Source organism: Catenulispora sp. EB89, assembly GCF_041261445.1.
In the GTDB taxonomy this organism is placed as follows: domain Bacteria; phylum Actinomycetota; class Actinomycetes; order Streptomycetales; family Catenulisporaceae; genus Catenulispora.
The window spans coordinates 28,005-48,956 of sequence record NZ_JBGCCU010000041.1; the positions used below are offsets into that span (position 1 = coordinate 28,005).

4 protein-coding genes are annotated in these 20,952 nt (G+C 70.8%); all 4 read left to right on the forward strand.

Annotation, left to right across the window (positions count from 1 at the left end; genetic code table 11):
* Positions 1–4 precede the first annotated feature (4 nt).
* Genes ABH920_RS46975 through ABH920_RS46990 form a run of 4 tightly spaced genes read left to right on the forward strand, consistent with a single transcriptional unit; the run spans position 5 to position 20,947 of the window.
* On the forward strand, positions 5–13,900 hold the full coding sequence (locus ABH920_RS46975; RefSeq protein WP_370355867.1) for an SDR family NAD(P)-dependent oxidoreductase: 13,896 nt from the start codon (positions 5–7) through the stop codon (positions 13,898–13,900).
* Positions 13,897–17,271: an amino acid adenylation domain-containing protein gene (locus ABH920_RS46980; RefSeq protein ID WP_370355868.1), complete on the forward strand. Its 3,375-nt coding sequence runs from the start codon at positions 13,897–13,899 to the stop codon at positions 17,269–17,271. Before ABH920_RS46975 ends, ABH920_RS46980 begins: the two co-directional genes overlap by 4 nt.
* Before the next feature lie 29 nt (positions 17,272–17,300).
* Positions 17,301–18,434, forward strand: a complete 1,134-nt coding sequence (locus tag ABH920_RS46985; protein WP_370355869.1) for an OzmP — start codon at positions 17,301–17,303, stop codon at positions 18,432–18,434.
* Positions 18,435–18,448: 14 nt separating this feature from the next.
* Positions 18,449–20,947 carry a beta-ketoacyl synthase N-terminal-like domain-containing protein gene (locus tag ABH920_RS46990; RefSeq protein WP_370355870.1) on the forward strand — a complete coding sequence of 833 codons (2,499 nt, stop codon included), beginning with the start codon at positions 18,449–18,451 and terminating at the stop codon, positions 20,945–20,947.
* The last annotated feature ends 5 nt before the right edge of the window (positions 20,948–20,952 follow it).

The following is a 20,952-nucleotide window of genomic DNA, read 5'->3' on the forward strand; positions in this document are numbered from 1 at the left end:
GGACATGGCAGGGCAGATGGACGTCGCGATCATCGGGATGGCGTGCCGCTTTCCCGGCGCGGACGACATCTCCGCCTTCTGGCGGTTGCTGAGCGAAGGCCGCGAGGGCATCACCCGGTTCAGCCGCACGGAACTGGCCGAAGCGGGAATTCCGGCGCGATTGCTGGATGATCCGAGTTACGTTCCCGCGCATGGCGTGCTACCTGACATCGACCTGTTCGACACCAACTATTTCGAGTACACGCCCGCCGAAGCGGAGATGATCGATCCGCAGCACCGCATCCTGTTGCAGACCGGGCACGCCGCGTTGGAGGACGCCGGATATGACCCGGCGCGGTTTCCGGGACTGATCAGTGTCTACGCGGGCGCTGCCATCAACACCTATCTGCAGCAGCAGGTGCTGCCTCGGGTGGACCAGACCAGTACGGCCAACCACTTCGCCGTGATGGTGGGCAACGACAAGGACTTCCTCGCCACCAGACTGTCCTACAAGCTCGATCTCAAGGGACCGAGCTACACCGTGCAGACCGCATGTTCCACCTCCCTCGTCGCGATTCACCTTGCTTGCCAGGGTTTGATCAACGGCGAGTGTGACATGGCGCTCGCGGGCGGCGTGACGGTGAAACTGCCGCAGACCAAGGGCTACCTCTACGAGGACGGCGCGATCCTGTCCAAGGACGGGTACGTGCGGACCTTCGACGCCGAAGCCAGCGGCACGGTGCTCGGCAACGGGGTTGGCGTGCTGGTGCTCAAGCCGCTGCGCGAGGCCATCGCCGACCGGGACACCATCCACGCGGTGATAAAGGGTACGGCGACCAACAACGACGGCGCGGGCAAGGTGAGCTTCGCGGCACCGGGGGTGGCGGGCCAGGCCGCCGTCATCCGCGAGGCGCACACCGTGGCCGGCGTCGATCCGCGCTCGATCGGCTACATCGAGGCGCATGGCACCGCGACCCGGCTCGGCGACCCGGCCGAGGTGTCCGCCCTGGCCAAGGCGTTCGCGGCGGGTACGCGCGACGTCGGTTTCTGCGCCATCGGCACGGTCAAGTCCAACCTCGGTCATCTCGACGCCGCGGCGGGCGTGGCCGGGGTGATCAAGGCGACGTTGATGATGCGGCACCGGACCCTTGTGCCGACCCTCAACTTCCGATCGGCCAACCCGGCCATCGACTTCGCCGCCACCCCGTTCACGGTCAGCACCGACGCCGCACCCTGGACCGCCGAAGGCCCGCTACGCGCAGGGGTCAGCTCGTTCGGCATTGGCGGCACCAACGCCCACGCCGTGCTCCAGGAGGCGCCGCCCGCCCCGGTCGCCGGTGCTTCGCGGGCCACGCAGGTGCTGGTGTGTTCCGCCCGCACGCCGACCGCGCTGCGCACCGTCGCGACCAATCTGGCCGATCACCTCGTCGACGACGACCGGCCCGCCGCCGACATCGCCTACACGCTCGCGGTCGGTCGGCGGCGCCACGAGTACCGCATCGCGGTCACCGGATCCGACAACGCCGCGCTGGCGCGGGCGTTGCGCGCTGCGCAGGTCCCCGAACACCCGGCGGCGGGCGTGGTGTCCTTCGTCTTCACCGAAGAGCTGGCCGACGCCGAGGATCTCGCGCGACAGTGGCGCGTCGAGCCTGCCTTCGCCGAGCACTACGACGCGGCCCTGGCGCACGGACCCGTGTTCGCGGTGCAGTACGCGATGGCCCGCTGCTGGCTGGACTGGGGCATTCGGCCGGCGGCCGGCCACGGCGACGGGATCGGGGCGCGGATCGCCGCCCGTCTGGCCGATGAAACACCAGCGTCGGGTGGCTTCCCGATGCGGGGGACGGACGAGGCCGTGCGTGGCTTGGCGTTGAGCGCCGCGGACGGGCTGTGGGCGGGTGTCGCCCGAGCCTGGGCGGCCGGGGCTGACGTCGACTGGGCGGCGTGGTTCGCGGCCGAGCTGCGCGGCCGGGTGCCGTTGCCGACCTATCCGTTCGAGGGACGCCGCTGCTGGCTCGACGGACCGATCGCACCGGTCGCCGTCGGCGGCCCGCATCCCATGCTGGACGAGAACGTGTCCGACTTGGACGGAGCCGCGTACCGCAGTTCTCGTTCCGGCGACGAGTTCTACCTGGCCGATCATCGAGTGGGCGGCGAACCGGTCATGCCCGCGGTCGGCTACCTCGAACTGGCCAGGGCCGCAGGTGTTCTGGCGCTCGGCGCTCCGGTTCGGCTCACGGACGTCTCCTTCGAACAACCGCTGTCCTACGCGGCAGGCCCCCGCACCGCGCTGGTCTCGCTCTGGCGGGAGCGCGACACGGTCGGTTTCGAGGTGACCGACGACGGAAACGTGCATGCTTCGGGCCGGTTGCGGGACGATCCCATCGAGCCGGCCGCGCCGATCGACCCGGCGGCGCTGGCGGACCGCTGCACCGATCTGCTCGCCGCGGTGACGGGCTACGCCGCGTTGCGCGGGTACGGCCTGGACTACGGCCCACGGATGCGGGCGTTGACCGAGGTCGTGCTGGGTGCCGACGTCGCGCTGGCCACCCTGACGCCACCGGAGGGCTCGGCGTTGGACGGCGCCCTGCTGAATCCAGCTCTGCTTGACGGCGCGCTGCACGCGCTCGTGCTCACGCTCGCCCAGTCCTATCAGGACGTCGATGGTTTTCTGCCGATGGCGCTGGGCGAGCTGATCGCGTACGAAGCGGTGTCAGGGCCCTGTCACGCCTGGGTGACGGTCGGCCAACGCGGTGACCGGTCGGCCACGGCCGACATCACGCTGATCGCGCCGGACGGCCGGGTACTCGCGCGGCTGCGGGACCTCGTCGTCCGGGTGTTGCGAGGATCCCGACGGTCGGCGCTCTTGACGCGATCCTGGGCTGATGCCCCGCTGACCGGTGCGGCGACGCCGATCCACGGCGCGGGGGTGGTGATCGCTGAGAACGCGGAGCGCCGGGAGCGACTGGCGGACATCATCGCTGCGCGCGGCGTGACGGACCTCGCCAACGCCGCCGTCGTCGTGGTGGACGAGCCCGAACCGGAGCAGGCGCTGGAGGTCGTTCGGCACCTGCTGAGCTCTCGACCGACCACTCCGGTTCGCGTCCTGCTGACGCACCGGCACGACGCCACGGGGCCCCGGCCCGAATATGCCGCATTGGGTGCCTTCGCCCGGACCATGCGGGCGGAGAACCCGCTGCTCGCGGTCCAGGCCGTCGGCCTGGGCGTCGATGTGGACGAACTCACCGCGCTTAGCGGGGAACTGGCCGGTCCCGGTACCGATCCCGAGGTCATGTACGTCTCCTCGGGGCGTCGGGTGCCGGTCCTGGTCGCCGCACCGGACGCGCCTGGGGTGCCGATCCGCGACGGCGGTGTCTACCTGATCACCGGTGGCGCCGGCGGGTTGGGCCGGCTGGTCGCCGACTGGCTGCTGAGCCAGGCCGACGCGCAGGTGGTGTTGATCGGACGCGGTGTGGAACCTCCGCACGGACTCGACCCCAGGATGATCTACCGCAGTGCTGACGTGACCGACCCGGAGCGGTTGGCCGCGATCCGCGCCGAATTCGGACCGTTCAACGGCATCGTGCACGCGGCGGGCGTGCTGCGGGACGGATTCGCGCTGAACAAGTCCGCTGTGGACTTCACGGACGTGTTGGCGCCCAAGGTCACCGGCATCCGCGAACTCGACGCGGTCACCGCCGAGGATCCGTTGGACTTCTTCGTCGCGTTCTCCTCGATCGCCGCGCACATCGGCAACGCAGGCCAGACCGACTACGCCTACGCCAACGCCTACCTGGAGTCCTACGCCGAGCGGAGCGGCCGGGTGAGCGCCATCGCCTGGCCGTTGTGGGCCGAGGGCGGCATGCGCCAGTCGGCCGAGGCCGCCGCCGAGAACAGCGCGCGTACCGGCTTCGGCGTGCTGCCCACCGCCGACGGCCTCGCGCTGCTGCCACACGCGCTCGGCGCGTCCGGTGCGCTGGTCGCGGCCTACGGCGACCTCGACAAGATCACCGCGGGCATCACCACTCCGGTCGCCGCCCCACCGCGCGGCGGCGGTACCGGCGACGGTGATGGTGACGGCGACCGCGCCGCCGCGTTGCTGCTGTTGCGGACGTTGGTCGCCGCGCAGACCGGGCTCGACCCGGACGAACTTTCGCAGGACCAGCCCTTCGACCGGTACGGAATCGACTCGCTGGTGATCACCCAGCTCAACCGCGAGTTGGACAAGCACGTCCCCGGCCTGTCCAAGACTCTGTTCTTCGAGTACTCGACCCTGGGCGAACTTGCCGACTTCTTCGCCGAACACCACGCACACGCACTACACGGCGAGCGGGCCCAGGCTCCGATCGAGCACGCCGTTCGGCCGAGCCGAAGCAGGCCGCTGCCATCGAGCACACCCGAGGACACCGCGATCGCCGTCATCGGCGTGGCCGGGCGCTACCCGATGGCCGACGACCTGGACGAGTTCTGGGCCAACCTGGCGGCCGGCCGCGACTGCGTCACCGAGATCCCCGCCGATCGCTGGGACGCCGATCGCTGGTACGACCCTGATCCGGCGGCGCTGGGCCGGGCCCACACCCGGTGGGGCGGCTTCCTGCGCGACGTGGACCGGTTCGATCCGGTCTTCTTCGGGATCTCGCCCCGCCAGGCCGAGATCATGGACCCGCAGGAGCGTCTGTTCCTGCAGTGCGCATGGCACACCTTGGAGGACTCCGGGTACCGCCGGGCCGAACTGTCCGGCCGGGCCGTCGGCGTCTACGTCGGCGTCATGTACGGCGAGTACCAGTTCCACGGCGCGGTCGACGCGCTGCGCGGTGGGCGGGAGCTGACCGGGTCGTCGTTCGCGACCATCGCCAACCGGGTCAGTCATGTCTTCGGCCTCACCGGTCCCAGCATGGCGCTGGACACCATGTGCTCGTCCTCCCTGACCGCCATCCATCTGGCCTGCGAAAGCCTGCGCGGCGGTGAGTCGGAACTGGCCATCGCCGGCGGCGTGAACGTGTCGGTGCACCCGTACAAGTACGCCTTCCTGAGTCAGGGCCGGTACTTGTCATCGGATGGCCGGTGCCGGGCCTTCGGCGCCGGTGGCGACGGTTACGTGCCGGGCGAAGGGGTTGGCGCGGTCCTGCTCAAGCCCTACCGGCAGGCCCTCGTCGACGGTGACCGCATCCACGGCGTCATCCTGGCCAGCGCGCTCAACCACGGTGGCCGGACCAATGGCTACACGGTGCCCAGCCCGCACGCCCAGCAGAAGGTGATCGGCACTGCCCTGAACCGCGCCGGACTGCACCCGAGCGACATCGACTACATCGAGGCGCACGGCACCGGCACCAACCTCGGTGATCCGATCGAGCTGACCGGCCTGACCAACGCCTACTCCGACGCCCAGGTCGGGCCCGGCGCCTGGCCGATCGGCTCGGTGAAGAGCAACATCGGGCACCTCGAATCGGCCGCGGGCGTGGCCGGGCTGACCAAGGTGCTGTTGCAGTTCGAGCACCAGACCCTGGTGCCGTCTTTGCACTCGTCCGAACTCAACCCCAACATCGACTTCGCGCGCTCGCCGTTCCGGGTGCAGCGGGAGTTGGCCCCCTGGCCGGACCGCGACCGGCCGCGCCGTGCCGGGCTGAGCTCGTTCGGCGCCGGTGGCGCCAACGCGCACCTGGTGGTGGAGGAATCGCCGCGACGCGACCTGAGCGCCGCCACGCCGGCGGGCGCTCAGCAGGCCGACGATCCGTTGCTCTACCTGCTCTCGGCCCGGGACGAGCAACGCCTGCGCGAGTATGCCGGGCAGGCGGCGGAGTTCCTGGACACCGAGCGGATTCCGTTGGCCGACCTGTGCTTCACCACGCAGGTGGGCCGGGAGGCCATGGCCTCCCGGTTCGCGGTGCTGGCCACGGACGGGGCGCAGATCGTCGCGGCGCTGCGCCGCTTCGCAGAGGGCGGACCGGCGACCGAGATAGCCGGGACCGGGCCGCTGGCGGAATCGGCGCGAAACTGGCTGGCCGGCCAGGACGTGGACTGGCTGGCCTGGCACGAGTCCCACCCCGGGCCGACACCGCGCCGGGTCCGTGCTCCGCGCTATCCGTTCGCGTCCGAGCGCTACTGGCTTCCGTTGGAACCCGACTTGGGCACCAGCGCTCTGCATCCGCTGGTGGACGCCAACGAGTCGACGGTCGCCGAGACGCGGTTCCGCAAGACCCTGCGGGCCGGCGATCCCCTGGTGCGCGACCACATCGTGGCCGGCAGGCCGGTGTTGGCCGGAGCCGTCACGGTGGAGTTCGTCCGCGCTGCCGCTGATCTGGCCGAGCCGACCGTCCGGCACGCCGTGCGCGACCTGGTGTGGGGGCAGGCGGCCGAACTGTCGAGCAGTGCGCTGGACTTGTACGTGTCCTTCCTGCCGGATCTGAGCTTCGAGGTCTACAGCGCACCGTCCGGTGCACGTCTCACCCACGCCCGGGGCAGAGCCGTTGCCCTGCCGTCCGAGGTCGCGCAGGCCCAGGATGTCGATCAGGTGCGCGAGCGGCTGACGCCAGTGCGCGACAGGGCCGGGGCCTACGCCGACTACCACGCTGCCGGCCTGGACTACGGCCCGGCCTACCAGGTCATCGAGGAGATCCGGGCCGGTTCCGACGAAGCCCTGGTGCGGCTGGGCGCGGCATCGCCGGCGGCGCTGCTCGACGGCGCCCTGCGCGCCTGTCACTGGATCGGCGGGAGTATCACGCCGGACGAGGTGGCCGTGCCGTTCAGCCTCGGCGCGCTCAACGCGTTCGGTGAGCTGGACGCTGTCCGCTCGGCCCACAGCAGGCTGACTGCTGAACAGGCCGGGGTTCGCCATTTCGACCTGACCCTCTACGACGAGCACGGCCACGTGCTGGCCCAGATCCGGGACTTCGTGGGCCGATCCATGTCCAGTGCTCCCGCCGGGGAGATCCGGTGCTACGCCCCGCAATGGGAGGTGACCGGCGAACCGGTACCGGGCCGATCGACCGACACCCTGGCCCTGCTGGGTCCCGAGCTGGAGACGGCGGCGGCCCGGCTGTGGCGCCGGGTGATCCCCCTGCCGACCGGCTCGGTCGCTGGTGATCTGGATGTGGCGATCGTCCTCGAACCGTCCGGCGCCGACCCGGCGACAGAGTTGGACCGAGTCTGCGCGCGGGTGCTTGACCTACTCGGTGCGGTGACTTCGGGCGCGTTGTCCGGGAAGGTCCGCTGCGTCCTCGTGTACGAAGGCCGGGATCGACCGGAGCACGGCGCCCTGACCGGGTTCGCTCGATCGACGGGGGCGGTGGCACCCCGCTTCGAACTGTCGACTCTGGCCGTCGAACCCGGTCTGTCCGCTGAGGAACTGGCCGACGCCGTCGCGGCCGAGCTGCGTTCGGGGGCTGGCACGGCCGGGCTGGAGGTCAGCCGCACGGCGACGGGAGAACGTGCGGTACGTGTGCTGCGGCCGGTGACCGGCGGCGAAGGACCGGTGCTGCGCGATGAAGGCGTCTACGTGATCACCGGCGGCAACGGCGCGATCGGCCGGGTGCTGGCCGAGCACCTGGCCCGCCGGTACCGGGCCACGCTGGTCCTGATCGGCCGGGGCGAGCCGGACCTCGCCTGGCACCGGTCGCTCGCCGAGCTCGGCGCACAGGTGCACGCGGTGCGCGCCGACGTGACCCGGGCCGATGAGCTGGACGCCGCGCTGGCCGATGCCCGGAGCCGGTTCGGCGCGTTGCACGGGGTGTTCCACCTGGCCGGCGTGGCCGACGAGGAACGTCTGGCCACCGAGGACCGGGCCCGGTTCGCCCGGGTGCTGGCCGCCAAGACGCACGGCCTGGTCAACCTGGACCGGCTGACCCGCGAGGACGAGCTGGACCTGTTCGTGGTGTTCTCGTCGATCTCGTCGGTGATCGGTGACTTCGGCTCGGCGAGCTATGCCACCGCCAACCGGTTTGCCGACCTCTACCTGTGCGACCGGGTCGGGCCCGGTGTCGGTATCTCGCTCGATTGGCCGTTGTGGGCTGTCGGCGGTGTCGATGATCTGGTCAGCGATGCGGAGCTGGCCCACTATGTGCGGCGCACCGGGATGCGACCGCTGAGCGGTGAAGCGGGCGTCGCAGTGTTCGAGCACGCTCTGGCCGTCGGGGCGCCGTGGCAGGTGCCGACCTGGGGCGATCCGGCGACGGTGAGCGCGGCGCTCGCGCCGGTCACCCCTCGGTCACCGGAAGCCCGGATCGCGGACGGCGCGCGCGGCAAGGTGGTGGAACACCTGCGCGGGGTGCTGGCCGGCGTGCTCAAGCTCCCCGTCGGACGGCTGGACAGCCGGGTCGTGCTCCAGGACTACGGCATGGAATCAGTGCTGATCATGGATGCCAGCGCGTTGCTGGCCAAGGACTTCCCCGGACTGAGCGGCAGCGTGTTTTTCGAGCACCGCACCGTCGAGGAGCTGACCGACCACATTCTGGTCGAGCATCCCGACGCCGTGGCCGCTCTGTTCCCCGCGCCCATCCAGTCCCCGGCGCGGGGCGAGTCCTCCGCGCCGGTCGAGCGCCCGGCCCCGGTGGTCGAGGTCGCGTCCGCGCCGCGCGCGGCCGTCTCCGACGAGCCCATCGCCATCATCGGCATCAGCGGACGTTACCCGCAGGCGGCCGACCTCGACGAGTTCTGGCGCAACCTGGTGGCCGGCCGCGACTGCGTTACCGAGGTCCCGGCCGACCGGTGGGATGCCACCGCCCTCTACGACGAGGCCCCGGCCGCGCCCGGCCATAGCCACGGCCGCTGGGGCGGCTTCATGTCCGATGTGGACTGTTTCGACTCGTTGTTCTTCCAGATCGCGCCGAAGCAGGCCCGCTCCATGGACCCGCAGGAACGGCTGTTTCTCGAAACGGCCTGGTCCGCGCTTGAGGATGCGGGCTATCCGCCCGGGCGCATCCCACCGCCCGCCTTCGGCCGTGAGGGCCACGACGTGGGCGTGTTCGTGGGTGTCATGTGGGACGACTACGCGGTGCTCGGCGCCACCGAGTCGGCACGGGGCAACCACCAGGTGGTGCTGGCCAACCGCTCCTCGATCGCCAACCAGGTCTCCTACTTCGGCGACTTCCGCGGCCCCAGCGTCGTCATCGACACCGCGTGTTCCGCCTCGCTGGTCGCGGTGCACCAGGCGTGCGAGAGCATCCGGCGGGGCGAGTGCGCCTACGCCATCGCGGGCGGCGTCAACGTGGCCGTGCACCCCGATCGCTATGTGCACCTGAGCAGCAAGTCCATGCTGGCCACCGATGGCCGGTGCCGGGCGTTCGGCGCGGGCGGGACCGGCTACGTGCCGGGTGAAGGAGTCGGTGCGGTGCTGCTCAAGCGGCTCTCCGACGCCGTCCGCGACGGCGACACCGTGCACGCCGTGATCCGGGCCAGCGTGGTCAACCACGGCGGCCGGACCAGTGGCTACACGGTGCCGAATCCCAAGGCGCAGCAAGCCCTGGTCGAACAGGCGCTGGCCACGTCCGGGATCGACGCCCGCAGCATCGGCTACGTGGAGGCGCACGGCACCGGCACGGCGCTCGGCGATCCGATCGAGCACACCGGACTGGCCAAGGCGTTCGCCAACTACACCGGCGACGTCGGGTTCTGCGCGCTCGGTTCGGTGAAGTCCGGCATCGGCCACTTGGAGGGCGCTGCCGGCATCGCCGGGCTGACCAAGGTGGTGCTGCAACTGCGGTACGCGACCCTGGCGCCGACGCTGCACGCGGACCAGTTGAACCCGGCCATCGACTTCGAGCACTCGCCGTTCACCGTGCAGCGTGAGGCCGCACCCTGGCCTGCTCCGCGCGACTCGCCGCGGCGCGCCTCGGTGAGTTCCTTCGGGGCAGGTGGCACCAATGCGTTCGTCATCGTCGAGGAATACGTGCCGGACGCGCCGGCCGATCCGGACTCACCCGAGCTCATCGTGTTGTCCGCCCGTGACGAACAGCGCCTGCGTCGCTACGCGAGCGACCTGGCACAGGCGGTGACCGGGCCGCTCCGGTTGACCGACATCGCCTACACACTGCGCATAGGCCGCCCGGAACTGGCGCAACGGCTCGCATTCGTCGCGGCGGACCGCGTGGACGCCGCCGCCAAGCTGGCCGCGATCGGCCGAGGCGAGGTCGGCCAGTGGCTGCACCAAGGACGGGTCGAGCAGCATCCGTCGCTGTCCGGTCTGTTCGCGGAAGGCGTCGGCGGTGCGGAGTTCCTGGCCGCGCAGATCGAGGCGGGTGCGGATGACCTGCTCGGCCGCATGTGGGTCGCCGGCATCACGGTCGACTGGGATCTGGCCGACCGGCTGCGGCCTCGGCCGCGCCGCCGGGTGCCGTTGCCGACCTATCCGTTCGAGCGGGTCCGGCACTGGCTGGACATCGCGCCCACCGCGGTGGTGCGCCAGCCCGAGCACACGTTGTCCGCGAACGCGCCGGTGCTGCGCGACCACATCGTCGACGGGCGGGCGATCCTGCCCGGGGTCGGCCACCTCGATCTCGTCGCGCGGGAACACGGCGACCTGGTCGGCCGCGCGCTGGCTGACGTGCGCTGGGCGTTGCCGCTGGCCGTGTCGCAGGGCCAGGTGTCCGTGTCGGTCGTCATCGAGGAGGACCGCTACGAGGTGCGTGGCGCCCAGGGCACGCCGTACTCCTACGGCCGCATCACCGATGCACCCGCCGCGCCGGAGGCGATCGACATCGCCGCGCTGCGGTCCCGATTGGACACCGGACCGGATCACGACGCGTTCTACGAGTCGTTGCGGCACCAGGGTCTGCCGTACGGTCCGTTCTTCCGTCGGGTCCAGCAGGTCTGGCTCGGCCCGGACGAGGTGATGAGCCGGCTCGGCCACGCCCCTGACGACGACACGTACGCGCTGCACCCCGGATTCCTCGACGCGGCCATCCACACGGTCGCGGCGCTGCTGGCGCGCCGCGACGGGCGGTTGCGGCTGCCCTTCGCGGCGGACCGGGTGGAGTTCTTCGGCCCGGTGCCCAGCGCCGGATGGTCCTGGGTGCGGGAGACCGGCTCCGATCGCTACGACGTGCTCGTGCTCGACGACGCGGGCGCGGTACGGGTCCGCTTCCTCGGCCTGACCTACCGGATGACCAAGCCGCGGACTGTGCCCGGCTACCGGCCGGTGTGGCGAGCGCGAGCGGCCGACACCCTCGCCGAACCCGCCCGGCAGGTCCTGCTCGTCGGACCGGACAGCGAACTGGCGGACGCCATCGCCGCCGAACACGGCGACGTACGACGCCTCCGGCCAGGTTTCACCGACATCGAACTCGACCGAGAGCTGACCGGACCCGATCTGGTGTACTTCCTGGCCTCCGCGACAGAGCCTGAGCCGGACGACCGGGTCGGCCTGCACGCGATCACGGACCGCGGCGTGGTCTCGCTGTTCCGCGTGCTGCGCGCCCTGGACGGGCGCGGACTGCTCGACGAGCGGCTGCGCGTCAAGGTCGTCACGACCGATGTGCATCCGCTCGGCGCCGACGATCCGTCCGCGCCGTGGGCCGCGGGCCTCGCCGGGCTGGCCATGGTGGCGGGCAAGGAATGTCCGGGCCTGCGGATCGCGCTGGTCGACGTGCGGTCGACGGAAGCAGGGCAGGCCGCCGGGATGGTCGTGGCCGAACCGTGCACGACCCGGCCGGTGCCGGTGTCCCTGCGGGCCGGGGTCCGGCGGGTGCGCGAACTGGAACCCGTCGAACTGTCCCCGGCCCCGCCCGCGCTGCGCGATGGCGGCGTGTACCTGGTCATCGGCGGCCTCGGCACCGTCGGCCGGGACACCTGCCTGCACCTGGCTCGTGCCTACCGGGCCAAGCTGGTCGTGGTCGGACGTTCCCCGCTGGACGAGCGCAGGCAGCGCATCATCGACGAGCTGACTACGGCGGGCGCGCAGGTGCGCTACCTCGCCCTGGACGCCCGCGAGCCAGACCAGCTGGCGACCGCGATCCGCGTCGCCCACGACGAGTTCGGTGTGCTGCACGGTGTGTTCCACGCGGCGATGGTGTTGGTCAACCAGAGCATGCGGGAGCTGTCGCCGGAGCGGCTGCGCGAGGCGTTCGACGCCAAGGCCGACTCGACGTGGACGCTGCTACGGGCACTGCGCGGCGAGTCCCTTGACTTCGTGCTGTGCTACTCCTCCGGGGTCGCGTTCACCGGCAACCACGGGCAGGCCGGCTATGCGGCAGGTTGTGCGTTCGCCGACGCCTACGCGCTACACGCGGCACGCATCCTGCCCTTCCCGGTGCGCGTGCTCAACCTCGGCTACTGGCACGCGGGCGGGGACTCCGAGCGGGCCCGGGTGCTGCGCCGGGTCGAAGCGGCTGGCCTGCGTCCGTTGGGCGCCGAAACCGGCATGGCCGTGCTGGAACAGGTGCTCGGTTCTCGGCTGCCCCAGGTGTTCGCCTTCGACGCGGACCAGCGCATCCTGGCTGACCTCGGCATCGACCCTGACACGGCGACAACCGTGCGACCGGGCGACCCGGTCCGGTCGCCCAAGGTGCGGCTGGCCGGCACCACGTCGGCCGATGCGGCACTGCTGCGCCACCAGCGCGCGGTCGACGAGTTGGAGGGTCTGGTCCCCGGGCTGGTCGCGGCGGCGCTGCGCCGGGCGGGCGTGTCCGAGCGCACCGTCACGCCGGAGCACGCCATGTTCTTCCAGGCGCTGTCGGACATGGTGCCCGACCGACCCGTCCTCGAACGGGGTTCCGATCTCGACGCGCTGATCGCTCGCGCGCCCGGCATCGCCGGGGTCGCCACCCTCCTGCGGGAGTGCCTCGCTGCCCTGCCGGAGGTGCTGACCGGCCGGCTGCGGGCTCTCGACGTGCTGTTCCCGAATGGTTCCTCGGACCGGGTCGCAGCGGTCTACCAGGGCGATCCGGTCACCGACCACTGCAACGCGGAAGTGGCCCGGCTGGTTGTCGAGCAGGTCACTGCGCGGTTGTCGGCCCGGCCCGCGACCACGGTGCGCATCCTCGAAGTGGGTGCGGGAACCGGTGGCACGAGCGCGACGGTGTTGGCCGCGCTGGCCGCGCACTCCGACTCGGTCGAGTACGTGTTCACCGATGTGTCCCCGGCCTTTGTGCGCAAGGCCCGGCAGCGGTTCGGCGAGGAGTATTCCTTCGCCCGCTTCGAGGTGCTCGACATCGAGGCGGACGGCGCGTCCGCGGAGTACGACGTGGTGTTGGGCACCAACGTCTTCCACGCCACCGCCGCACTCGCCGACACGCTCACCCGGACCAAGTCGCTGTTGCGCGCCGGCGGCGTGCTGTTGTTGGTCGAGGGCACCAGGGTGGCGCGGCAGTTGGCGCTGATCTTCGGGCTGACCGCCGGTTGGTGGAGCTTCACCGACCCCGAGCAGCGCCTGCCGCGCTCGCCGCTGGCCAGTGCGGGGCAGTGGCGAGACGTGCTGGCTTCCTGCGGCTTCACCGACATCAGCATTGGTTCTCCCATCTCCGAAGCAGGTCCGGCTTTCCAGAGCGTGATCGCCGCCGTGAGCGACGGGATCGCGCCCGCCACGCGCGGCCCCCGACCCGCGCCCGAGGCCGAACGCGTCACCGTCGTGGCCGCTGCGCAGGACGGCCTGGCGCAGGTGACCGCGGTCTTCGCCCGGGTGCTCGACATGGCGCCCGAGCACCTCGATCCCGACCTCACCTTCGAGAACTACGGCGTGGATTCGCTGGTTGCGCTGGAACTGACCCGGGCGCTGGAAGCCGAGTTCGGTTCGCAGCCCGCGACTCTGCTGTTCGAGCAGATCACCATTCGTCGCCTGGCCCGCCACCTCAGTGCCGAGCCCGCACCACCGGCCGGAGATGCCGAGCCGGCGCGACCGGCGGACGATGCCGAGCGGCTGGTCGCGAGCCTGTCCGACGACGAGGTCGAGGAACTGTTGGCCGAACTGTCGGCCAAGGGCGGGGGCCGGGGATGACCGAGTCGTTCAGCGCCGTGGTGATCGGTGAGGAGCCGCTGCTGGTCGAGTGCACGCGGGTGCTCCTTGCGCGAGGACACCGGGTTCTGGCGGTGGTCTCGCCCGAACCGGACCTGTTGGCCTGGGCCGAAGGCGCCGGGCTGCCGGCGGTGCCGTTGGCGGGCGATCTCGCCCGACGGTTGGCGCCGCTGCGGTTCGACTACCTGTTCAGCATCGCCAACCTGCGAATGCTCTCGGCCGAGGTGCTCGCCCTGCCGACCCGGCTGCCGGTGAACTTCCACGACGGACCGCTGCCCCGGCACGCGGGCCTGTTCGCGACCAGTTGGGCCATCCTGGACGGCGACGAGCAGTACGGCGTCACCTGGCACGTGATCGAGACCGAGGCCGACACCGGCGACATCCTCAAGCAGCGCTCGGTCGCGGTCGATCCCGCGGGTACGGCGCACGATCTGAACCTGGCCTGTTTCGACGCGGCCTTGGACAGTTTCAGTGAACTGGTCGACGAACTCGCCGCGGGCACGGCGACCCGCACCCCGCAGGATCTCACCCTGCGCACTTATCACGGCCGCTTCGACGGAGCACCACGCGGCGGTCTTGTGGACTGGCGCAGGCCGGCGGCCGAACTCGACGCGCTGGTCCGAGCGACGACGTTGGGCCACGGCGGCAACGCGTTCGGCACCGCGCTGCTCGCGACGGGTCCGGAATTGCTGGCGGTGCGCGGGGTCGAGCTGACCGGCCAGCCCTCCGTCGCCGCGCCCGGCACCGTCGTGGCGGCCGGCCGCGACGTGCTCACCGTGGCCACCGTCGACAACGACATCCGGTTCACGGACCTGGCCACCCTCACCGGCGAGCGCGTCGATCCGCTCGCCCTGGCCGACGCCCGGTTCCGGCAGTTTTCAGACGCCGAGGCCGCCGAGCTGACGGAGGCCGGTCGAGCGGGCTTGCGGCAGGAACGATACTGGCGGCGAGTGCTCGACGCGCTCAGTCCTCTGTCGCCGCCGAGGTTCGGCGCGCTCGCGGCGGTTGCGTGCGAACCGCGCCCGGTGGCGCTGCCCCCGGCCTTGCGGACCGGCGATGCCGTGCCGGAAATCATGGCCTTGGCCGGCGTGTTCGCGTTGCTCGCGCGGCTGGCTCGGGACGGCGAACGCGATGTCGCGCTCGCTCTGGTTCCCGGCAACGCCCTGCTGGCCGCCGACCTGCCGTTGCGTGGACCCGAAGACGCGCTCGACCGGACGCTGGCCGAACTGGCCGAACTGGTCGGGGCCGAGGTTGCGGCGATCAGGAACCGCTCGCCGTACCGGCGGGATCTGCCGCTGCGCGAACCCTGCGTGACCGGGGTCGCCCGGGCCGGGCTGCCGGTCGCGATCGTCCTTCCCGGCGGATCGACCGGGACCCACGCGCTGACCATCGGCATCGACACCGATGGCGCGGTCGGTTTCCACGACTGCACCGAGCAACAGGCGCTGTGGCTGGCCGATCGGCTCGCGCTGTTCTACGAGCAGGCCGTGGCCGGACCCGATCGGCCGGTCGGTGCACTGGGCCTGCTGCACCCGGCCGAGCAGGAGCTGTTGCGGCAGTGGAACGACACGGCCGAGGACTATCCGCGCGCGAGCACGGTGAGCCGGCTGGTCACCGACCTGGCCTGCGCGGCCCCGGACACGATCGCGGTGCGGTCCGGGGAGCGCACGCTCAGCTATGCCGAGCTCGACCAGGCCGCCGACCGGCTGGCCGGTCGCCTCGTCGAGCTCGGTGCGGGCCCCGGCACGTTCGTCGGCGTCTACCTGGCCCGCTCGCCCGAGCTGCTGGTCAGCCTGCTTGCGGTGGTCAAGAGCGGGGCGGCGTACCTGCCGATCGATCCGATCTACCCGGTGGGCCGCATCCGGCACATGCTCACCGACTCCGGCACCCGGCTGGTCCTCACCGACGCGAGCCTGCGCGACGCGCTGTCCGACGTGGACGTCACCCCGGTCGCGGTGAGCGCGACCGAGTCGGCCGCGCCGCCGGTCGACCGGTCGGACCCGGATGGCGACGCCTACCTGATCTACACCTCCGGGTCGACCGGACTTCCCAAGGGGGTTCGCGTCGGCCACCGTGCGCTGGTCAACTTCTTGTGCGCCATGGCCCGGCATCCGGGGTTCGACTCCGCGGACTCGCTGTTGGCACTCACCACGGTGTGCTTCGACATCGCGGGCCTTGAGCTGTACCTGCCGGTCATCCGGGGCGGCACCGTCGAGATCCTGCCGGAGGACGTCGCCGCCGATGGTTTCGCGCTGCGCCAACGCGTCGAGCAGGCCCAACCGACTGTGCTGCAGGCCACGCCGACCAGCTGGCAGATGCTGCTGGCGGCCGGTTGGACCGGTGCACCGGCGCTGCGCGCGCTGTGCGGGGGTGAGGCGCTGCCCGCCGAGCTGGCCGATCGGCTGGTCCAGCAAGTCGGCGCTCTGTACAACATGTACGGCCCGACCGAGACCACCATCTGGTCCACCGTGGACCGGGTTCGACCGGGTGAGCCGGTCACCATCGGGCGCCCGATCGCCAATACCCGGTGCCAGGTGCTCGACGAGCGCGGTCGGCCGGTGCCCCCGGGCATTCCCGGTGAGCTGTACCTCTCCGGCGACGGTGTCGCCAACGGCTACCTCGACCGGCCAGAACTGACCGCGCAGCGGTTCGTCGCTATGGCCGAGGAGCCGGTCGCCTACCGCACTGGCGATCTGGTGCGATACCTGCCTGACGGTCGGCTGGAGTATCTGGAACGACTCGACGGCCAGATCAAGCTCAACGGGTACCGGATCGAACTGGGCGAGGTCGAGTCGGCGCTGCGGCGCCTGCCCGGGGTGGCGGCCGCGGTGGCGCTGGTCCGCCTGGACCGGCTGATCGGCTACGTGACCGGCGACGCCGGACTGATCGCGGCCGAACTGCGGGCCGCGCTGCGCGATAGCCTGCCCGCCTACATGGTGCCCGCCGCGGTGCTGGTGCTGCCGTCGTTGCCGCAAACGCCCAACGGCAAGATCGACCGCAGCGCGCTGCCCGCCCCGGAACTGGCCGGGGCCACCGGCACGGCGCCGCGCACCGAACTGGAACGGCAGGTCGCCGAGATCTGGTGCGAGGTGCTCGGGCTGGCCCGGGTCGGCACCGAGGACAACTTCTTCGACGTCGGCGGGGACTCGCTGCGCCTGACTTCGGTCACGGCCCTGCTGCGCGAGCGACTGAACCGGCCGATCACCCGGCTGAGCATGTTCCGGCATCCCACCGTCCGCGCGATGGCCGCCGACCTGGCCGAACCCGGCGCGCAGCCGGTCAGCCGGCAGCGGCGGGCGCGCGACACGACCGCGCTGGCCCAACGACGCGACCGCAAGAAGCGGCAATCCTGATGCGCTCCACCACTCGCACGGAGGTTTCCATGTCCAGCTGCACCGTCTGCGCGCTCAAGGCGGACCATCCCGGGATCGTCCTCGACGCGCACGGCGTCTGCAACCTGTGCAACCTGGACTTCGCCGAGGACTTGCTGATCAACTACCGATACACCAACGAGGTGTTCACGCAGTTCCAGCAGGCCCCGCCCGCCGACGGCGAGTTCGACTGCCTGTTCATGTACAGCGGCGGCAAGGACAGCACCTACATGCTGGACAAGTTCGTCAACGACTACGGCAAACGCGTCCTCGCCTTCACCTTCGACGTGCCGTTCGAGAGCGAACACGCGGCCCAGAACATCGCCCTGGCACGGGAGAAGATCCCTGCGACGTTCGTGGTCGACTCCGACGACGACAACATCAAGCTCATGATGCGCGAGGTGTTCAACCGGCCCGCGACCAAGCGTCCCGGCAAGTACCTCGACGAGAAGCTGCCGTGCGTTTCCTGCCGCACCTTCTTCGTGCTCCGCGCGATCCTGATGGCCTATCGGCAGAAGATCCCTTACATCGCGCTGTGCGCGGACCCGCAGCAGATCCTCACCATGGAATCCAATGTGGTCGAGGTGGTGCGCGGCTTCTACCAGACCTTCGGTGAACGGCTGACCGGGACGCTGTTCGGCGGCGAGTTGGAGGAACTGCTCTTCGAGGAGGAGCAGAACCTGCCCAAGATCGTCTTCCCGTTCATCGCCATGCGGCACGAGTACGAACCGGACCGCATCGTCGAGGAACTGCGCGCAAAGGGTTTGTACCAGTCCTCCCCGCTGGAGACGCACTGCACCTTGCTTCCCCTGTTGAACTACTACTCGTTCAAGAACTGGGACTGCATGTTCTACAAGCTCAATGCGTCGAGCCACGTGCGGTCGGTCAAACGCAGCGCGCAGTACGACCGCAACACGTTCAGCCTCAAGTTCCCACGTTCGCTCGACTTGGCCGACGTGGAGGAGCGGCTCGGCCAGGTGGTGATGGCCATCGCTGCCGACGAGGGCGAGCGCGCCGCGCACGAAACCGAACTGGTCGACCTGTTCCAGCGGATGGGCGCCACCGAGGACGCGGCCCGGTTCGTGTCCCGCAGCTTTCTCGACATGCGTTCCGTTGCCGCCGATCTCGGCGTCCGGCTGAGCTGATCAGGGGGACCACCATGACCTACTCCGACTCCGATGTCGCGATCATCGGGATGGCCTGCCGGTTCCCGGGTGCCGACTCGATCGAGAAGTTCTGGCAGGTGTTGCGGGAGGGCCGCGAGACCCTGACCCGCTACACCGACGAGGAACTGCTGGCCGCCGGGGTGCCTGCGCACCGCCTTGCCGACCCGCACTACGTCAAGGCCGGGCAGAGCATCCCGGGCATCGACCTGTTCGACGCCGAGCTGTTCGGGTTCACCAGAGACGAGGCGGAGATCCTCGATCCGCAGCACCGGATCTTCCTGGAGTGCGCGCTGGAGGCGCTGGAGCGCGCCGGCTACGACCCGGACCGCACCGACGGCCAGATCGGTGTGTACGCCGGCGCAGGCATGAACACCTATCTGCTGGAGAACCTGGCCGCCCGGCACCGCGACGGGTCCTCCGTGGACCGCTACCGGCTGATGCTGGCCAACGACAAGGACTTCCTGGCCACCCGGCTGTCCTACAAGCTGAACCTCAGCGGCCCCAGCCTCACCATCAACACCGCCTGCTCGACTTCGCTGGTCGCGCTGCACACCGCGTGTCTGGCACTGCTCAGCGGCGAGTGCGACGTGGCGCTGGTCGGCGCGGTCCACCTGGGCGCGCCCGGGCAGGGCTACCAGTACCAGGACGGCATGATCTTCTCCCCGGACGGCCGCTGCCGGGCCTTCGACGCCGCGGCGCGGGGCACCGTGATCGGCAGCGGCGCAGGTGTCGTCGTGCTCAAACCGCTCAAGGAGGCCCAGGCCGACGGCGACTGGATCCATGCCGTCATCACCGGTTCGGCGGTCAACAACGACGGTTCGGCCAAAACCGGTTACACCGCGCCCAGCATCACCGGGCAGGCCGCGGTCATCGCCGACGCGCACGAGGTAGCCGGCGTCGAACCGGACACCATCGGCTACGTCGAGGCCCACGGCACCGGAACGCCGCTCGGCGACCCGATCGAGGTGGCCGCGCTGACCGAGGCGTTCCGCCTGGGCACCGACCGGTCCGGATACTGCGCGCTCGGTTCGGTGAAGACGAACATCGGGCACCTCGACACCGCGGCCGGGATGGCCGGCCTGATCAAGACCGTGCTGATGCTCGAGCACCGCACCCTGGTGCCTAGCCTGCACTTCACCTCGCCCAACCCGGAGATCGACTTCGGGTCGAGCCCGTTCTTCGTCAACACCGCGACCACCGACTGGGCCGACGGCCAGGGCCCGCTCCGGGCCGGCGTCAGCTCCTTCGGCATCGGCGGCACCAACGCGCACGTGATCGTCCAGCAAGCCCCGGCCCGCACCGAACCGGCAGCCGCACCGCGACCCGAACTGCTGGTCGTCTCGGCCCGGTCGAGCGCCGCGCTGCACCACATCGGCACCGCGCTGGCCCGCCACCTCAAGCAGCGACCCGATCTCGGCCTCGGCGCGGTCGCCCAGACCCTGGCCGTGGGCCGCAAAGCCCATGCGCACCGGCTCGCACTGGTCGCGAACAGTACCCGCTCGGCGGCGATGGCGCTGGCCATCGGCGACGCCGAGCGCCTGCACCAGGGCGTGGCGCAGGACGAGCCCGGCGCCGCGGTGTTCGTGCTCAGCGGTGCCGTCGACCCCGAAGCGGCCGTCGAGCTCTACGGTTCGGTACCCGCGTACCGCGACGCTGTCGACGCCTGTGTCGAGCAGGGTGAAGCGGTGCTGCGCGCGGGCGGGGCGCGGGCCGCCTTCGCCCACGAGTACGCGCTGGCCCGCACGCTCATCGCCTGGGGCATCGCACCGGCCGCTGTGGCTGCCACCGGCACCGGTCACGCGGTGGCCGCGGCTGTGGCCCAGACCCTGCCGGTCGCCGACGCGTTGGCCATGGCCGATGGCGCCGAGCCTGCCCGGTTGAACCAGGCGCGCCTGCCGGTCGTCGACCTGACCGAACTGGACACGCTGCTGGCTGACACCGGCCACCACGCGGTTCGGCTGGACTCCGGGTTGCTGGACATCGTGGCCGCCGAGTGGGTACGCGGTGCGCCGGTGGACTTCGCGGCCGTGTACACCGGGCGTGATCGGCACCGGTTGCCGCTGCCGACGGCACCGTTGCGGCGCGAGCGGTACTGGGTCGAGTCGGCTGGCGCCGGCGAGCCCAACCCGGTCGCGGGGGACCGGTTGGTCGACAAGTTCGATCGCGATGATCCGGCCCACAACGTCGAACTGATCACCGGATACCTGGTCGAGGAGATCGGGCGGGTGCTGGGCAACCGGGATCGGGCCGGTCTGGACAGCAACCTGTTCGACTTGAACCTGGATTCGCTGCTGCTGATCGAGATCGGCGCCAAGCTCGCGCGCGAACTGGGCTTCGAGGTGCCGACCACGGCGTTCCTGGAGTTCCCGACCATCCGCTCGTTCGTCGCCAACCTGGCCGAGTTGCTCGGCCTGGCCGCCGCACCCGGGGAGAAGGCCGTCGATCGAATGTCGCGGCGAGCCCAGCGCGCAGCGACGATGCGCAACAGCTGACCAGC